Raw genomic sequence first — 16,225 nt, 5'->3', positions numbered from 1 at the left:
GCTCCGGTCAGCCCCCAGCCGGGCTGGGGGCCGCGTCCCTGGCGTCGACCACGCCGAAGAAGGCTCCCTGCGGATCGCGGAGGGTGGCGACTCGACCGTAGGGGGTGTCGTTCGGACCGTCGGCGGTCGTCGCGCCGAGCCGCCGCGCGTGCGCGATGGTGTCCTCGGTGGACTCCACGCCGAAGTAGACGGCCCAGTGCGGGCCGAGCGCCGCCACCGGCTCCTCGACGGCGCTCATCGGCAGGACCCCGCCCACGGGCCGCTCGTCCAGTTCGAGCACCGAGTAGTCGGAGTCGGGAGAGGTCCGCGCTCCGTGGCCGAAGACGCGGTGGTAGAAGTCGAGGGCGCGGTCGGCATCCGTCACCACCAGTTCGTTCCACACGAGGGAGCCGGGCTCGTCGACCAGCTGGGCTCCCGGGAAGTCGCCGGCCTGCCACACCCCGAACACCGCGCCGGCGGAGTCCGAGGCGGTCAACAGGGTGGCGTGGCCGGCCAACTCCAACGGCTCGGTCGCCACCCCGCCCGCCGCCCTGATCCGGGTGGCGGCGCCGGCGGCGTCGTCGACGGCGAGGTAGGTCGTCCAGACCGCCTCGGTCGCCCCGTCCGCCGCCCGGCGCGCGATGCCGGCGACCGACTGCCCGTCGACCTGGCAGAACGTGTAGAGCCCCGCCGCCGGGTCACCCACGGCGAAGTCCCACCCGAAGAGCGTCCCGTAGAACTCCGCCGCCGCGTCCCGATCGTCGGTCAGCAGGTCGACCCAGCACGGCATGCCCTCGCGGTACCGCGGGCCCTGGCTCATGGGTGCGCTCCTCTGGCCGGTGGACGGTCGTCCGCCCCGACCATAGGGCCGGTCCGGCGGGCCGGCCACGTGGAGCCGCCGGGATCAGGTGTCCAGCCGCGTCGCCAGGTAACCGCGCACCATCGCCCTGGCCTCGGCGAGGATCTCCGGTTCACCGTCGGGATCCTCGCGGAACGCGAGGTTCAGCACGGCGTCGGCCGCCTCGATCGCCACGGCCAACGGGAGTTTCAGCCGGTCCGGGGGCAGGTCGAACCGGTTGGCGAAGAGCACCGTCAGGCGTTCGGCCAGGACCATGTTGTTGTCCTTGCGGCCGTCGAGCAGCCGCAGGTCGACGACATCGCCGAAGTGCAGCGACGAGAACCCCGGGACCGTGCGGTGCATCGAGATGTAGAGGTCGAACACCGCGTCCGCCGCCTGCGACCAGTGTTCCATCGCGGGATCGGCGAAGCGTTTCGAGAGTTCCGCGAGGAAGCTGTCGAGGTTCCGCAACGTCAGTTCCTGGACCACGGCGCGCTTGTCGGGGAAGAACTGGTAGAGCGATCCGACCGCGACTCCGGCGCGCTCGGCGATGAGCGTCGTGGTGACCCCGTCGTATCCCAGCTCCGACACGAGTTCGGCGCACGCGGTGAGCATCCGCTCCACCCGCTGTGCGCTGCGCTGCTGGACTGGCCGTCTGCGCAGCGAGGTGATGCCGGTCGTCAATTCCGCTCTCCCTCTCGGTACCCGCGGCCTGCGGGGGGAACGGCTCCTCCGTCCGGAGGACGAATCGTGTCCGGACGGGGAACGCTTCCTATTATGTGAATAGGATTCGTGTTTGTTGCCTGTCGGGGACTCGCCAAGAGCCTCCAACACTCGATCAACGAGCGGAACGGCCCGAGGCCACGCGAACTGACCAGATTGAGCGAAGGCGCGGCCGACTCCACGGCGCCGGGACGCCCGGTCCCGGCGCCGACAGCACGCCTTCGGCTTGACGAGGAGGTCGAGATGACTGGCGGTGCCTCACCCACTCCCTCCCCATCCGCGCGGCGGTGGGGCGAGCACGATCTCGGGCGCACCGAGATCCGGGACACCTACCGAGCGGACCTGCGACCCACCACCCGTGACGTCTTCGCCGCGTCCCGCCCCGTCGACTTCGCCACCCTCGACTGGCGGGACATCGGGCGCCCCCACCGCGTCGAGAACTGGGCGGCCGCCCGGCTGAGCTGGGAAGCCGGTAACGGTCGGACCCTGCCCGTGCCAGACGCGTGGAAGATGTTCAACCGCTCGTTCCAGCACCTCTTCGACACCGACCCGGTAGCGGCCAGGGCCGAGGCGTTCCGCGCGGCCGGGATCCGGCTGCGCCGCGCGGAGCTCGACGCCGCCCGCCGCGCGATCGGCGAGGTCGCCCGCTGGACGGTGTGGAACCAGGCCCACCGGGTAGGGGACACCGTGTGGGACCCCCGGGCCAAACGGTCCCTCTTCGACGGGCTCGACCTGCGGCGACCGCGTGTCCTCTTCCTCGGAGCGGCCGACGGCTACGAGGCGATGCTGCTCTCCGCCATGTACCCGGGAGGCGAATCGGTACTCGTCGACTACGACGACTACTGCCGCGACCACCGCTTCGGCTCGTTCCCCACGGACTACCCCTTCCTCGGCGTCGACCCCGCCACCGGTTCCCCCCGCGTCTGGCACCGCGACCAGATGGACCTCAGCTACCTCGTCTCCGACATCCGCGACCTCGACTTCGGACCGGAGTTCGACGTGGTCGTCTCCATCGGGCTCGTCGAACACTTCCCGGACGAGCACAAACCCGAGGCCTTCGACTGGCACCGCCGTTTCCTGCGCCCCGGGGGGTACGCGATCCTCACCACGCCCAGGGTGGCGCTGCGCACCCGCATGTTCTACCGGCTCTTCGGGGACCTGATGAACTTCTCCTACCGCGAGCTCCAGACCGTCGAACAGCTCGGCCTCTACGCGCACGAGAACGGGTTCGAGGTGCTCCGCCACGGTGAGATCAAGACGCACAACGGGGTCGTCTGCCGGCCTCGGTGACCCAGCGGTGGCACGCCCCACCGCCGCCGTCGCCGCGAGCCGCGAGCGGTGCCGACAGGGGAAACGGGCCCGGGTCCGCGTCGGTGTGGGCGGCGACGGAACCCGGGCCCGTTCCTGGTGGCCCTCCGGGGCCCGCGTCCGACGGGTGCGGGTCGGGCGGCCCAGGCGGGAGGGCGGGCGCTCCGCCGGGCACGTCCAGCGGGACGGCGTGGGCGGAGCTGGTTGGAATCCGCGGACCGGTGCCGTTCGGGGGAGGGGAGTGCCAGCACCGGCCCGCGGAGGTCTTCGTCGATCTTCTCTCGGGGAGTGACCGGTGGCCCGCGATGCGGTGTCGGGGGGCCTGCCGTGTGCGCGGGCCACCGGTCACGAGGCGGCTGTTCGCACTCGTTCCAGTCGGGGGGTGGTACGAGGGCGAGGCCGCCGGTTCGGGTCCGTCAGGAGACACCAGCCGGCACGGCCGGCCTCCTCCGGACGGAGGTGTGCGCCGGGCCGCGGCGGGCGGCCTCGACCGGGGCCGGCTGGAGGTGGCGCGAGGGGTGCGGCGCGAGGCCACCGGCGACCAGGTGCTCGTAGGCCGCCCGCCACACCTCGCACGGAGCCTTCCGCTGCCGCCACCTCGTCGAGCACTCCGGGCAGTTGCCCTTCTGGTCCGGCTGGTGGGCGTTGAGGAGGGAACGCCAGCCCTCCGTGAGACGAGGCAGCTCTGACCGAGCCACCGAGAGCAGGGAGGGCGTGTCGGCCCGGTTGGCCAACTCGGTCAGCATGTCCAGCCGCTCCCACACGGCGTTGCGCAGTACCCGACCCAGGATCTCGTCCACCGAAACGTCACCGTTGCCTTCCCGCCACCAGGGCGGTGTCGTGTCGCGCGGCGGCCGAGGCCGCCTCACGCAACGCGTTGCGGAGCGTCTCCACTTCCGAGGAGGAGAACACTGCTGTCTCTCCGGGTGGTCCCACGATCACCACTCGGTCTCCATCGACGAGCACCGTCACCACGCAGGGGCGGTTCGCGATGTCCCGGCACTCGACCAGCCACATCGGTCGGTCGTCCGCCAGACGGACGGACCCGTCACCGACCACCGGGAAATCCCCGGTCGGGGTGTCCTCACGCGTCGTCCAGTCCACGGTGTCCGGTCGCTCCCTGCTCGCTGCCCGTCGTTCCCTTGCCGTCACCAACAGTGCTGCACGTGGTTGGCTGGGGGGAGACGGGATGCGCCGATCGGCCGGGGTTCCACGACGAGCGGTACCACCCCTTCACAGGGGCCGATCACCTCCGCCGATCGGCGCTTCACCGCCGGGCCGGCATGGCCTTACTCTGCGGTTGGCGCCCGTTGCGGCGGGAGGGGGTTCAAATGAACACAATCGGTTCCCAGAGCTCGCCCGTTACACCAGAGGTCTGGGAGAAGCAGGAGATGCGCGACGCGCTCCTGCGACGTGACATCAGCACCGTGTACCGGATCCTCCGGCGGTTCGGCGTGTCCCAGCGACAGATCGCCGCGTCGACGGGCCAGTCCCAGTCCGAGGTGTCGGAGATCCTCAAGGGACGTCAGGTCATGGCCTACGACGTGCTGGCCAGGATCGCCACCGGACTCGGCGTACCCCGGGGCTACATGGGACTCGCCTACGACGAGGCCACGGCGGCACGTGTCGTCGGGGTCATCGACGACGCGCAGGCTGAAGAGGAGGAATCGGTGAAGCGTCGCAAGTTCCTGGCGCACGCCGCCGCCGTGACGGTCGGCGCGGCCGTGTTCGGCTCCGAGCCCGGCTGGGCCGCGACCGCCGCCCGTACCCCCGTGCCCAACCGCATCGGCCTCACCGACGTCCGCCAGATCGAGGCGGCCACCGGAGCGCTGCGGTCCCTGGACTCCCGGCATGGCGGCGGCTTCTGCCGCGACGCCGTGATCGCCCAGCTCAACTGGGCGCAGCAGCTCCTGGGCGCCCAGCGGACCGAGGAGGTGGAGCAGCGGCTGTTCGTCGCGATCGGCGACCTCTACGGCCTCGCGGGCTGGACCTCGTTCGACATCGGGTTGATCGACTCCGCGCGTAGCCACTTCGGGCGGGCCCTCGAATTCGCCAAGCGCGGCGGGAACGACACGCTGGTCGCGAACATCCTCTACCGCACCGGCCGCCTCTACCTGCACCACAAGGAGCCCAACGAGGCGCTGAAGATGTTCCAGCTCGGCCAGGTCGCCGCCCAGAACACCGGCTCCGCCCTCACCGGCGCGGTCCTCTGCGCCAACGAGGCCTGGGCCTACGCGGAGGCCGGGCTCGCCCGCCAGGCGATCCTGCAACTCGGCATGTCCAAGGACGCCTTCGCGCGGTCCAACCCCGACGAGGTGCCCCCCTGGGTCCGGTTCTTCGACGAGACCGACCTGCACTCCATGATCGGCGCCGTCTACACCACGCTCGCGGCGGCCGAGGGAGCCGACCCGAACCACTCCCGGATCGCCGTCAACGCCCTGGAACAGGCGAGCGCCAACCTCCGCGAGGACATGAACCGCAACCGGGGCTTCCAGCAGATCATGATGGCGTCCAACCACCTCCGCACCGGGGACATCGACCACGGCGTCCGCTGCGGCCACCTGGCCATCGAGGCCAGCGAGGACGTGCGGTCCAGCCGGATGCGCGACCGTCTGCGACCGCTGCTCGCCGAGACCCGCAAACGGTCCGCGAACCCGGCGGCCAAGGAGCTCAACGAACGACTCACGCTCCACCTGTCCGCGTGAACACGCTGGTCGCCGCCGCACCAGACGGCCGGTTCACCCAGGACAAGCTCATCGCGGTGTTGCGGGAGGTGTGCCGCACGCAGGGGCTCGACGCCACCGGTGCCACCCTGCTCCGCTGCACCAACAACGCCGTCTTCCGGCTGGCGGCGGACCGGGCGGTGGTGCGCATCGTCGTCTCCACCAAACTGCTGCACCGCGTGGAGAAGGTGGTGCGCACCGCCCGCTGGCTCGCCGAACACGACGTGCCCGCGGTCCGGCTGCTGCCCGGGGTCCGCCAGCCCGTCCGGGTCGGTGGCCACGTGGCCACCCTCTGGGAGGACGTGCCCGAGGCCGGGCCGCCGGCTTCGGTCAACGACCTCGCGGACGTCCTCCGGGCCTTGCACGCGCTCCCGATGCCCGACCACCCGCTGCCCTACTGGGCGCCCCTGGACGACGTGCGTCGGCGGCTGACCGACGCCGAGGAACTCGCCGACGACGACCGGGCCTTCCTGGAGGAACGCTGCTCCGAGCTGGAACGGCGGCTGCACGACCTGACGTTCCCGCTCCAGGAGGGCTTCGTGCACGGGGACGCGCACCTGGGAAACCTGATCTCCGGTCCCGCCGGTCCCGTCGTCTGCGACTTCGACTCGTCCTGCGTCGGCCCCCGCGAGTGGGATCTCACCCCGATGGCGGTGGGCGTCCTGCGGTTCGGGGCGTCCCGTCGGCGCTACCGGCAGCTCGCCGCGCGGTACGGGTTCGACCTCCTGCGCTGGAGCGGTTTCCCGGTGCTGCGCGACGTGCGGGAGCTCAAACTGACGACCAGCGTGCTGCCCATCCTGCGCAGCAAACCCGAGTTCCGGCCCCAGCTCGAGCTGCGGCTCCGGTCGCTGCGTGAGGGAGACGCGAGCGCGAGGTGGACCCGCTACCGGTGACCACCACGCGGAGACCGTCGCCCTCGGTGCCCGAACGGTAACGTCTCGCGACCGCCCGTCGATGTCACGGGCGTCACAGTCGACCAGAGTCCCCCTCCGCGTTCCGACGGCGCGCACCGCGGCGCCTCGGCGTTCCGGCGGACGAACTCTCGGCAGCGCGCGAGGTGATCAGCCCTGGTGATCGTGCCCGAAGCCGTCGTCAACGGACAGTCGCGGCTGCCCTGGAGCGCCTGGAACGTGTGGAGCGCCTGGCGGGCCAGGCGGACCGCCAGGGCACTGGACCGGATCGTCCGAGGTCAACTACCCCTGGTGCGGAGGCTGGACCAGCCCGGTGCCCACCGGACGGCCGACTACCTCGCGGAGATCGTGTTGCTCGCCCAGGCGTACCGGAACTTCGCCGACGGGTGGATCGACCGGACCGAACTCGACCGGCGAGGACGACGCTGCCTGGCCAGGATCGAGGCACTCCGGGAGGAGGTGGGGCCGCCCCCGCTCACCAGCTGGACACGTCTCGGCCCCCTGGTCTGACCCGCCCGCTCCCACACCACGGGATGCCCGGGGCCCCCGGTCGCCGCCTGGCGCCGCCCAGCGACCGTTCGACGCCCCTGCCCGCCCGGGCCGAGGCCGGGCCGTGTCCCGACGCTCAGCGTCGCCGGGACCGGTTCGTCGAGGGGCCGGCGACGCGGAACGCCACCAGCAGGCCGACCACCAACAGCGCTCCCGCCCCCGCCAACCACCACCACACGGCTGCGACGCCGGACGCGGCCGGTTCCTCCCCGTCCTCCGAGGCCCCCCGGTCCCGGTCCGCCGGTCCGCCCGGCGGTTGGGGCGGGACCGTCCCGGGGCCGTCGTCGGCCAGGATGAAGGTGAGGGTGTCCGACACCGGGTGCCCGTCGGCGGACAGGACCCGGTACGCGATGGTGTACTCGCCGGCCGGTCCCAGCGGGTGCAGGCGCTGGCGCACGGCGGTCCCCTCCACGGCGACCTCCTCGTCCAGTTCCCACCGGTTCCCGTCGGGGCCGGTGACGGTCACGGTGTTGACACCACCGAGGACCCGCTGGTCGAAGACCAGCTCCACCGCGTCGGGACCGGTGGGGAGCGTGGCCCCGTCCACGGGGTCGCTCCCCACCAACACGTTGTGCGCCGACGCGGGCCAGGCGAGGACGACGAGCAGCGAGACCACCGCACCGAACACGGCCGCCACGGTCACCCCACGGGGCATGACCGACGCCGCCGGCACCGACCGGCTCCCGTTCCCCCGCGACACCAGCACCGCCATCACCCCCGCCGCGTCCTGACCAGCACGCCCAACGCGAGCCCCAGGTCCAGTGCCCCGACCACGAGGCCCATCCCACCGAGGGCACGCGCGGTCCCGCCCTCGGCGCCGCCCACCGGTGAGGCGGCGTCCTCCGAGGGCTCCGCGTGGTCGTGGTGGCCGGCACCGCCCTCGACGAGCCTGAGCGTGGGAGCGGGCAGGTCGGCCCCGTCCCGCAGCGGGGGATCGGCCCACGACACCACCTCACCCGGGTCGTGGGTCCGCTCCGCCGGCATCACGACGACGTCGGCACCCTCCGGGAACCCGCCCAGGTCGACCTCGAACTCCTGGAACTCCCCGGCTCGACGCGCACCCCGTCCTCGGCGGTCCAGGTGACCGAGCTGACGGCCTCCGTGATCCCGACGCCGTGCGCCTCCACCGGTTCGTCCAACTCGACCGTCGCGACCTCCGAGGCCCGGCCCGGCGGGGGGCGGGCCGACACCGACGTCAACGGGTGCTCCTCGGGGAAGGTCACCGTGAGGGCCACCGTGCCCGCATGGGGCCGCTCGTCGGGGACGCGGAACGTGACCCTGCCCGACCCGCCGGCCGGCACCTCCTCGGGCCACGCCGGCACGTGCGCCGAGGCGGTACCCGCCCAGACCAGGCCGAGGACCACCACGACGGCCGTGCCCACCGCGACCTGGCTGGCCCGCCGGGCCGCCACGCCGTGTTCGAACGACACCATCCCCCCCCTGACCCCGCGGAGGACCGCGACCGGGACCCGCGCCGCGCCCGACCCCCTACCCGGGCGCCGGGCCGCCGACCGACACCCACCACGGTAACCAGCCGACCCGCCGCCCAGCGACGACGACGGCGGCGCAGCCGTCCAGGGCCGGCGCCGGCGGGGCCTCGTCCCGCGCGGACCGCCGGGTGGCGGGTGGACGCACCCGGCCCGCGGCCGCTCTCCCCCGGAGTGGCGCCTTGCCAAACGTCCCGACAGCGCAGATAACGAGGTTGTGGTTCCCGGGGCGAGGACCACCCGCCGGTCCCTCACCCCGCCGGGGAACCACGGCGGGAGCAAGCACCACCAGCGACGACGCCGGTCAGGAGGGGTGTGAGGTGAAGCACGCGCCGATGTGGTGCCGCTCCGGGAGGACGGCCCGGTCCGTGGCGGCCAGATCAACCGGGGATGTCGTTTCCACTACGTCCGCACCGCTCGATGTTGTCTTGGGAGGCGGACTGGGTAACGGTATGAGGGCTTCCGACGATGTAGCCCCATTTGGCCGTGTCGTCGGCGAGCCAGGTGGACCGCCCGTCCACCCGCATCCGGCGCAACGAGGGGAGGAGTCGCCCACGAGGGCGTACTCGACTGTGATGAGCGACAGGACCAGGACCAGTTCGCGCACGACCCAACGGGTTCCGGCCTCCAGGGACGATCCTCCGGTCCTCGCGGTGGGCCGTCGACCTCGCCCACCGGAGGTCCACTCGTGAACTGGCTCTCCGATTTCGGCTCCTTCGTCGCCGGGAGGTGGGAGCAGCTCCTCTTCGACTCCTACCTCCACGTCAGCGCCGTGGTCCAGTGCGTGGTCATCGCGACCGTGGTCGGCATGCTCCTCGGGGTCGCCGTCTACCGCAGCCCGTTCGGCTCGGCGGTGGCGACCGCCGTGACCAGCGCCATCCTCACCATCCCGTCGTTCGCGCTGTTCGGGTTGCTGATCCCCGTGCTCGGCCTCGGCGTACCCCCCACGGTGACCGTGCTGGTGCTCTACGCCCTGCTGCCCATCGTCCGCAACACCATCGTCGGTCTCGCCTCCGTCGACAGCTCGGTCACCGACGCGGCACGCGGCATCGGCATGAGCAGGTTCGGTGTCCTCACCAGGGTGGAACTCCGGCTCGCCTGGCCCGCGGTGCTCACCGGCATCAGGGTCAGCACGCAGATGCTGATGGGCATCCTGGCCATCGCCGCCTACGCGAAGGGGCCCGGCCTGGGGAACCAGATCATCACCGGGCTGTCCCGGGTCGGCAGCGCCAACGCGACCAACGCCGCCGTGGCGGGGACCGTCGCCATCGTCATCCTCGCCCTGGTCCTGGACGCCGTGTACGTCCTGATCGGCCGGCTCACTACGTCAAGGGGAATCCGTGTCTGAGACGAACACCGCGCCGAAGCCCGGCGGCGAGTCGGACCGCGCCACCAGCGGCGTGGAGATCCGGCTGGAGAACGTCACCAAGCAGTACGGAGGCCAGCGGCACCCGGCCGTCGACTCGGTCACGATGACGATCCCCGCCGGTGAGACCGTGGTCTTCGTCGGACCCTCCGGGTGCGGCAAGACGACCACCATGAAGATGATCAACCGGTTGATCGAGCCGACGTCCGGTCGGATCACCGTCGGCGGACAGGACGTGCTGCGGCTCAACCCCGACGAACTCCGCCGGGGGATCGGCTACGCGATCCAGCAGGTGGGGTTGCTCCCGCACCTCACCGTCAGCCAGAACGTCGGTCTGGTGCCCGGGCTCATCGGCTGGGACAAGAGCCGCATCGCCGAGCGCACCGAGGAGATGCTCGACCTGGTCGGCCTCGACCCGGCCGAGTACCGCGACCGCTTCCCCAAACAGCTCTCCGGAGGACAACAGCAGCGGGTCGGGGTCGCCAGGGCCCTCGCAGCCGACCCGCCCGTGCTGCTCATGGACGAGCCGTTCGGCGCGGTGGACCCGATCACCCGGGGCAACCTCCAGGACGAGCTGATGCGCCTCCAGGAGGAGATGGGCAAGACGATCGTCTTCGTCACCCACGACTTCGACGAGGCCGTCAAGCTCGGGGACCGCATCGCCGTTCTCGGGTACCAGTCCAAGATCCTCCAGTACGACACCCCGGAGGCGATCCTGGCGAACCCGGCGGACGAGACCGTCGCCGGGTTCGTCGGAGCCGGGGCGGCGCTGAAACAGCTCACCCTCCGCCGGGTCCGCGACATCGAACTGGAGCAACTCCCCACGGCCACCGCGGGCGAGGAACCAGCCGCCTTCGCCGCCCGCCTTGGCGGTCGGAGGGGAGCCGTCGGGCTCGTCCTCGACGAGCGAGGCCGGCCACTGCGCTGGGTCACCCGCCGGGACCTCGACCGGAGCGGCTCCCTGGCCACCGCGGGCCGGCCGGTGGAGGACTCCGTCGACCGGGCCTCCACCCTCCAGGACGCGCTCGAAGCCCTGCTCACCGCGGACGCCGGCTACGCCGTCGTCACCCGCTCCCGAGGCCAGTACGCCGGCGTCGTGGGCCTGGACAGCCTGATGGGGACGATCCGCGCGCTGCGGGAGCAGTACGAGGACGAGGACGGCACACCGGACGGGCGACCGGGCGACGGGCCCGGCGGGAGCGACGGTGGTTCGGGGGCGGCCCATGCCTGACACCACCACGGCGGAACGCGCCGGGTTCTCCGCGGACTCGGGGTCCCGGCGTTCCGAACGACTCCGGCTGTTCACCGAACCCGTCGTCGTCCTCGCCATCCTCGGTGCGGTCCTGGTGTGGGCGTTCACCGGGGACCTGGACGACATCGAGGCGCGGGAGATCAACGCCGCGAACATCCTCACCCTCACCTGGCAGCACGTCCAGATCACCCTGGCGGTCACCGCCATCGTGCTCCTGGTCGCCATCCCGCTCGGGATCCTGGTCACCAGGCCCTGGGCCAAGGGCGTGGCCCCGATCGTGCTGGGCATCGCCAACATGGGGCAGGCGGCCCCCGCACTGGGCCTGCTGGTGTTGTTCTTCCTGCTCACCCAGCAGACCGGGTTCTGGGTCGCGGTGATCCCCATCGCCTTCTACGCGCTGCTGCCCGTGCTGCGCAACACGATGGTCGGCCTCCAACAGGTCGACCAGTCGCTGTTGGAGGCCGGCCGGGGGATCGGGATGTCCCGGTTCACCGTGCTGCGCCGCATCGAGTTCCCGTTGGCGGTCCCGCTGATGCTCGCCGGGCTGCGCACCTCCCTGGTGCTGGCCGTCGGCTCCGCCACCCTCGCCTTCTTCATCGGCGGCGGCGGGCTCGGCGAACTGATCGACGTGGGGTACAAGCTGCGACGCACCTCGGTGCTGGTCGTCGGCGCGGTGCTCTCCGCCGCGCTCGCGCTGCTCGTCGACTGGCTGGGCGGCCTGGCCGAGCAGTTGCTGGGACCGAAGGGACTGCGATGAGTGGGAAACGAACCAGATGCGCCGTGCTGGCGGCGGTGGCCGCGACCGCGTTGTCGGGCTGCGGCCTCAGCTCCGGGTCGGCCCTGCCGCTCGACGTGGGACCCGGGACGATCCAACCCCTGCCCGGGCTGGAGGACGTCACCCTCACCGTGGGGTCCAAGGACTTCACCGAGAACTGGATCCTGGGCTACATCGCGGAGTTCGCCCTGGCCGCGGCCGGGGCGGAGATCCGGGACCTCACCAACATCCAGGGATCCAACAGCGCCAGGGAGGCGCTGGAGGCCGGTCAGATCGACCTCCAGTGGGAGTACACCGGGACGTCCTGGATCAGCTACAACGGGTTCACCGACCCGATCCCCGACGCGATGGAGCAGTTCGAGGCGGTGCGCGAGGTCGACAGGGAACGGCACGGCATCGAGTGGATCGCCATGTCGCCCGTGGACAACACCTACGCCTTCGCCCTCAACCAGGCGAACCACGCCCGGCTCGGGGTGGACACCCTCTCCGAGATGGCCGAGCTGGTCAACGCCGATCCCGCCGAGGGGACCTTCTGCGTGGAGACGGAGTTCGCCAGCCGCAACGACGGCATGCCCGGCGTGGAGGCCACCTACGGCTTCACCGCTGTGCCCGGCAACATCCACACGCTGGGCACCGGGCCCATCTACCAGGCGACGGCCGACGGCACGACCTGCAACTTCGGTGAGATCTTCTCCACGGACGGCCGGGTGAAGGGCCTCGACCTCGTCGTCCTCGAGGACGACCTGTCGTTCTTCCCCCGGTACAACGCGGCCGTGACGGTGCGCACGGACACGCTCGCCGATCACCCGGAGATCGAGGAGGTCCTCACCCCGGTGGCGGAGGCCCTCAACAACGAGATCATGGCGGACCTGAACGCCCGGGTGGACGTGGACGGAGCCGACCCCGACCAGGTGGCGTTGGACTGGCTGGTGTCCGAGGGTTTCGTCAGCCCTGGCTGACCCCGCCCGGGGCGGCGGCGGGTCAGACCGACCGCCGCCCCGGCGGGCCCGGACCTCAGGGGTGGACGTCGAGGCGGTGCAGCAACTCGGTCTCCACGACCGCCAACTCGCGGTCGATCGCCCGGTGCGCCGCCCGCCGGCGGGGCGCGGGCATCCGTTCCGCCGCCCGCACCGCCGCCAGGAGCTGACCGCAGCGGGTCCGGGCCTCCGCGACGAACCGGTCACCGTCGCTCGCCCCGGACCTCCTGCCCAACTCGTCCACCGAGTCGAGGGCGTTCGCCACCCGCGCGTGCAGCGCAGCGCCGTGCCCGGTGAACTCGGGGAGCCGGTCCACCGGCACCCCCATCCGGCGGGCCCTGGCCTGGTCGTACAACTCCCGCACCCTCGCGGCGGCTCCCGCCGCGATCGGCAGCACCACGGGAGCGGCCGCCGGTACCAGGACCTTCGCCACCCCCACCAGCCGCCTCGCCCTGCCCCCGGAACCGACGTCCCGTCTCCTGCCGGCCATCTCCGCCACCTCCACGTGCTCGGTCCGCCCGATCCGCGGCCGCGATCCGCCAACGGCTGCCACCATGCTGCCCCGACCGGTCACCACGGCGCAGCCCGGTCGATCTCGGGACCGCGAGCACCCGGTCCGCGACCCCGACCGGCTCCCCGTGACCCCGGGCACGTCACCGGCCCCGCCCGCGTACCGCCGCCGTCGCCCACCGGTGTGCGCCGATCCTGTCAGACCACCCACCCAGGCCGCGCGACGTGGCCGTGACCAGCGGCGACGTGGGGTGCCACCGACCAGGCACGACCGAGACATAGGCTGGGTGCCGTGACGGACACCGTGCTGCTGGACGCCGGGGTCGTGACGCGGTGCCGCCGCCGGGTGCATCTCGAACACGACCCGGGGATGACCGGCGTCGAACTCGCCCCACTGGACAGCGGCGCGGAGCAGCGGATCGCCGACGCGGCCACGCACCGACGACAGGTCGCGGACAGCCTTGCCGCACGTCTCGGCACCGGGTGGGTGGAGATCCCGCGCGGCAGGTCAACGGCGTACCGGGAACTCGAGACACTGCGGGCCATGCGGGCCGGGACCCCCTACATCTGGGCGGCCCAGCTCCCCACCGACGAACACGGCGGTCGGCGGGGCGGGATCGACCTGCTGGTCCGCTGCGGCGAAGGCTACGTGCCGGTGCTCGTCGTCCGCCACAAGGTCACCGACCCTGGCACCGGGGCCAGGACCAGCCCCCTCGACACCCCCCTGCCCGACTCGGCCCACCTCGACCCGCACCGCAAGGCCCGACCGCAGGCCCGCGACCAGCTGCGACTCGCGCACGCGTTCCGGCTCCTCCAGGCCGCGGGCCGGCAACGGCCGGGGCGGGCCACCGGCGGGGCCATCGGGATGGACGCCGACGTCGTCGTCTGGCACGACCTGGACGCGCCCACCTGGCCGGGCAACCGCACCGCCCTGGACGAGTACGACCACCGGTTCGCCGACCGTCTGGCGGTGGCGACCGCCGCCGCGTCCGGCGCCGACCCCCTGGCCACCCCGTCCCGGATCATGGAATGCCGCTCGTGCCCCTGGTGGCCGATCTGCGAGGACCGGCTGCGCTCGGCGAGGGACGTCAGCCTCGTGGTGCGGGGTGAGGACGCGGTGGCGCTGCGGGAGGCCGGCATCACCACCGTCGACGCGCTCGCCGCGCTCGACCCGGAGCAGGAGGACACCCACCCCCTCCCGGTGACCTCGCTGTCCGACGCGGTCGCGCTCGCCAGGGCGTGGCGGCGTGACCTGAGCCTGGTGCGCCGGTCAGCCGACGTGAGCGTTCCCCGGGCCGACGTCGAACTCGACGTCGACATGGAGAGCTTCGGCGACGCCGGCGCCTACCTGTGGGGCTGCTGGCTCTCCGGAGCCGACATCGGCCTGGAACCCGGCTACCGGGCCTTCGCCACCTGGGAGCCCGTCCCGACCGAGGACGAGGCCCGCTCCTTCGGCGAGTTCTGGACGTGGCTGCGGCTCGTCCGTTCCCGGGCCAGGGAACGCGGCCTGACCTTCCGCGCCTACTGCTACAACGAGCTCGCCGAGAACCGGTGGATGCTCTCCAGCGCGGAGCGGTTCCCCGGCCGGCCCGGCGTGCCCACCAGCAGGGAGGTCCGAGGCTTCATCAGGTCCGACCAGTGGGTGGACATCTTCGCCAGCGTCCGCCACCACTTCCTCTGCGCCAAGGGGAAGGGCCTGAAGACCATCGCACCCGAGGCCGGTTTCGGCTGGCGCGACCCCGAGGCCAGCGGGGAGAACTCGATGCGCTGGTACCGGGACGCCGTCGGGTACGAGGGCCAGGTGCCCGACCTCGACCAACGCGACCGGCTGCTCACCTACAACGAGGACGACGTCCGGGCGACCCTCGCCGTCCGCGACTGGATGTGCTCACCCGAGGTGAAAGGCGTCCCCTTCCTCGGGGACCTCTGACAGGCGCACGGCGTCCCCCGACCCCGACCCCGACGTGTCGGCGAACCGGCGCCCGTTCAGCCCTCGGAGTTCGGCCCGACCAGGGAGAACCGCCCACCCTGGGGGTCCTGGCAGGTCGCGAGCCGGCCGTACGGGCTGTCCTCCGCCGCCCGCACCACCACGCCACCCCGCCCGGTGACGACGTCCAGCGCGTCGTCGGTACCGGGGACCGCGAACACCGTCCCCCAGCCCAGCGCGGCGTCGGGTTCGTCCGATCCGGCACCCCACACGCCGGCCACGTCCCGCCCGTCCACGCGGATCGTCGTGTAGTCGAAGTCCGCCGCCATCGGAGGGCTGATGCCCACCCCGAACACCCGCGCGTAGAAGGCACGGGCCGTCTCGGCGTCCCGGGTGGCCAACTCGGTCCACGCGACCGCCCCCGGCTGGTCCACCAGCTGGAAACCCCGGTGCCGGCCAGCCTGCCACGCCCCGAACACCGCCCCGGTCGGGTCGGTCGCCAACAGCATCCGCCCCTCCTCCATGACGTCGGTGGGCCCCATCACGACGTGGCCACCGGCCTCGGTGACGGCCCGAGCCGTGGCGTCCACGTCGTCACTCGCCAGGTACACGCCCCAGGTGACGGGGGAGTCCGGCTCCGGCGGTTGGAACAGACCCGCCGCGACCTTCCCACCCACCGACGCGGTGGTGTAGTAACCGGTCTCCGGTGGGCCCTCGTCGAAGACCCACCCCAGAACGGCGCCGTAGAAGTCCATCGCCGCACGCCTGTCACGCGCCCAGTAGTCGGCCCAGCACGGCGTCCCCTGGCCGTAGCCTCGCGCGTCACCCATGATCCCGCTCCTCCATCGAAGCGGCGGGACGGCGTCTCGCCCCGCGCGGTCGCACCACTACCGGGTAGCC

16 protein-coding genes and 1 pseudogene are annotated in these 16,225 nt (G+C 72.3%); 9 read left to right on the top strand and 8 right to left on the bottom strand.

The annotated features are described in order from the left end of the window. Positions 1-7 precede the first annotated feature (7 nt). Positions 8-799: a VOC family protein gene (locus G443_RS16060; RefSeq protein WP_026417827.1), complete on the bottom strand. Its 792-nt coding sequence runs from the start codon at positions 797-799 to the stop codon at positions 8-10. An 84-nt stretch (positions 800-883) separates the two neighbouring features. Continuing rightward, on the bottom strand, positions 884-1,441 hold the full coding sequence (locus G443_RS16055; RefSeq protein ID WP_051313631.1) for a TetR/AcrR family transcriptional regulator: 558 nt from the start codon (positions 1,439-1,441) through the stop codon (positions 884-886). A 342-nt stretch (positions 1,442-1,783) separates the two neighbouring features. Here G443_RS16055 and G443_RS16050 point away from each other — a divergent pair, with 342 nt between their 5' ends. Further along, on the top strand, positions 1,784-2,830 hold the full coding sequence (locus G443_RS16050) for a class I SAM-dependent methyltransferase (RefSeq protein ID WP_026417825.1): 1,047 nt from the start codon (positions 1,784-1,786) through the stop codon (positions 2,828-2,830). Between the two features lie 434 nt (positions 2,831-3,264). On the opposite strand, the gene G443_RS16045 is transcribed toward G443_RS16050, so the two are convergent. Both G443_RS16045 and G443_RS16040 read right to left on the bottom strand, forming a co-directional pair. Next, complete coding sequence (locus G443_RS16045; protein ID WP_030226021.1) at positions 3,265-3,648, bottom strand: hypothetical protein; 384 nt, start codon at positions 3,646-3,648, stop codon at positions 3,265-3,267. A 7-nt stretch (positions 3,649-3,655) separates the two neighbouring features. Continuing rightward, positions 3,656-3,952, bottom strand: coding sequence for a hypothetical protein (locus G443_RS16040; RefSeq protein ID WP_245588705.1), 297 nt, complete (start codon positions 3,950-3,952; stop codon positions 3,656-3,658). Between the two features lie 227 nt (positions 3,953-4,179). Here G443_RS16040 and G443_RS16035 point away from each other — a divergent pair, with 227 nt between their 5' ends. The 3 genes from G443_RS16035 to G443_RS16025 all read left to right on the top strand — a co-directional run bounded on the left by G443_RS16035 (position 4,180) and on the right by G443_RS16025 (position 6,992). Continuing rightward, on the top strand, positions 4,180-5,553 hold the full coding sequence (locus G443_RS16035) for a helix-turn-helix domain-containing protein (RefSeq protein ID WP_026417823.1): 1,374 nt from the start codon (positions 4,180-4,182) through the stop codon (positions 5,551-5,553). Then, positions 5,550-6,464 carry an aminoglycoside phosphotransferase family protein gene (locus tag G443_RS16030; protein ID WP_026417822.1) on the top strand — a complete coding sequence of 305 codons (915 nt, stop codon included), beginning with the start codon at positions 5,550-5,552 and terminating at the stop codon, positions 6,462-6,464. Before G443_RS16035 ends, G443_RS16030 begins: the two co-directional genes overlap by 4 nt. A 177-nt stretch (positions 6,465-6,641) precedes the next feature. Further along, the gene (locus G443_RS16025) at positions 6,642-6,992 is read left to right on the top strand and encodes a hypothetical protein (RefSeq protein ID WP_245588704.1); all 351 of its coding nucleotides are present in this window, start codon (positions 6,642-6,644) and stop codon (positions 6,990-6,992) included. Between the two features lie 115 nt (positions 6,993-7,107). Here the strand turns inward: G443_RS16025 and G443_RS16020 are convergent, their stop codons facing one another. Next, positions 7,108-7,743: a copper resistance CopC family protein gene (locus tag G443_RS16020; RefSeq protein WP_051313543.1), complete on the bottom strand. Its 636-nt coding sequence runs from the start codon at positions 7,741-7,743 to the stop codon at positions 7,108-7,110. Further along, a pseudogene (locus G443_RS16015) lies at positions 7,743-8,464 on the bottom strand (YcnI family copper-binding membrane protein). The gene G443_RS16020 and the pseudogene G443_RS16015 overlap by 1 nt, the downstream one beginning before the upstream one ends. Before the next feature lie 742 nt (positions 8,465-9,206). On the opposite strand from G443_RS16015, the gene G443_RS16010 reads away from it, so the two are divergent. From G443_RS16010 to G443_RS15995, 4 genes are read left to right on the top strand one after another with little or no spacing between them, the layout of a single operon-like run. Next, a complete protein-coding gene (locus G443_RS16010) occupies positions 9,207-9,866 on the top strand; it encodes an ABC transporter permease (RefSeq protein ID WP_026417820.1) in 660 nt (219 codons plus the stop codon). Continuing rightward, positions 9,859-11,115: an ABC transporter ATP-binding protein gene (locus tag G443_RS16005; protein WP_026417819.1), complete on the top strand. Its 1,257-nt coding sequence runs from the start codon at positions 9,859-9,861 to the stop codon at positions 11,113-11,115. Before G443_RS16010 ends, G443_RS16005 begins: the two co-directional genes overlap by 8 nt. Next, positions 11,108-11,893, top strand: coding sequence for an ABC transporter permease (locus G443_RS16000; protein WP_026417818.1), 786 nt, complete (start codon positions 11,108-11,110; stop codon positions 11,891-11,893). Before G443_RS16005 ends, G443_RS16000 begins: the two co-directional genes overlap by 8 nt. After that, positions 11,890-12,870: a glycine betaine ABC transporter substrate-binding protein gene (locus tag G443_RS15995; protein ID WP_051313537.1), complete on the top strand. Its 981-nt coding sequence runs from the start codon at positions 11,890-11,892 to the stop codon at positions 12,868-12,870. The genes G443_RS16000 and G443_RS15995 overlap by 4 nt, the downstream gene beginning before the upstream one ends. A gap of 55 nt (positions 12,871-12,925) precedes the next feature. Here the strand turns inward: G443_RS15995 and G443_RS15990 are convergent, their stop codons facing one another. Then, positions 12,926-13,378: a DUF6474 family protein gene (locus G443_RS15990; RefSeq protein ID WP_026417816.1), complete on the bottom strand. Its 453-nt coding sequence runs from the start codon at positions 13,376-13,378 to the stop codon at positions 12,926-12,928. A gap of 312 nt (positions 13,379-13,690) precedes the next feature. On the opposite strand from G443_RS15990, the gene G443_RS15985 reads away from it, so the two are divergent. After that, on the top strand, positions 13,691-15,328 hold the full coding sequence (locus tag G443_RS15985; RefSeq protein WP_026417815.1) for a TM0106 family RecB-like putative nuclease: 1,638 nt from the start codon (positions 13,691-13,693) through the stop codon (positions 15,326-15,328). Positions 15,329-15,384: 56 nt separating this feature from the next. On the opposite strand, the gene G443_RS15980 is transcribed toward G443_RS15985, so the two are convergent. Then, positions 15,385-16,155 (bottom strand): VOC family protein, encoded by a 771-nt coding sequence (locus G443_RS15980; RefSeq protein ID WP_026417814.1) that lies wholly within the window; start codon positions 16,153-16,155, stop codon positions 15,385-15,387. Positions 16,156-16,225 lie beyond the last annotated feature (70 nt).

The organism is Actinoalloteichus caeruleus DSM 43889 (assembly GCF_000429185.2).
GTDB classification, from domain to species: domain Bacteria; phylum Actinomycetota; class Actinomycetes; order Mycobacteriales; family Pseudonocardiaceae; genus Actinoalloteichus_B; species Actinoalloteichus_B caeruleus.
Note: the sequence above shows the minus strand (reverse complement) of the source record. Positions and strands in the feature narration are given on the sequence as shown.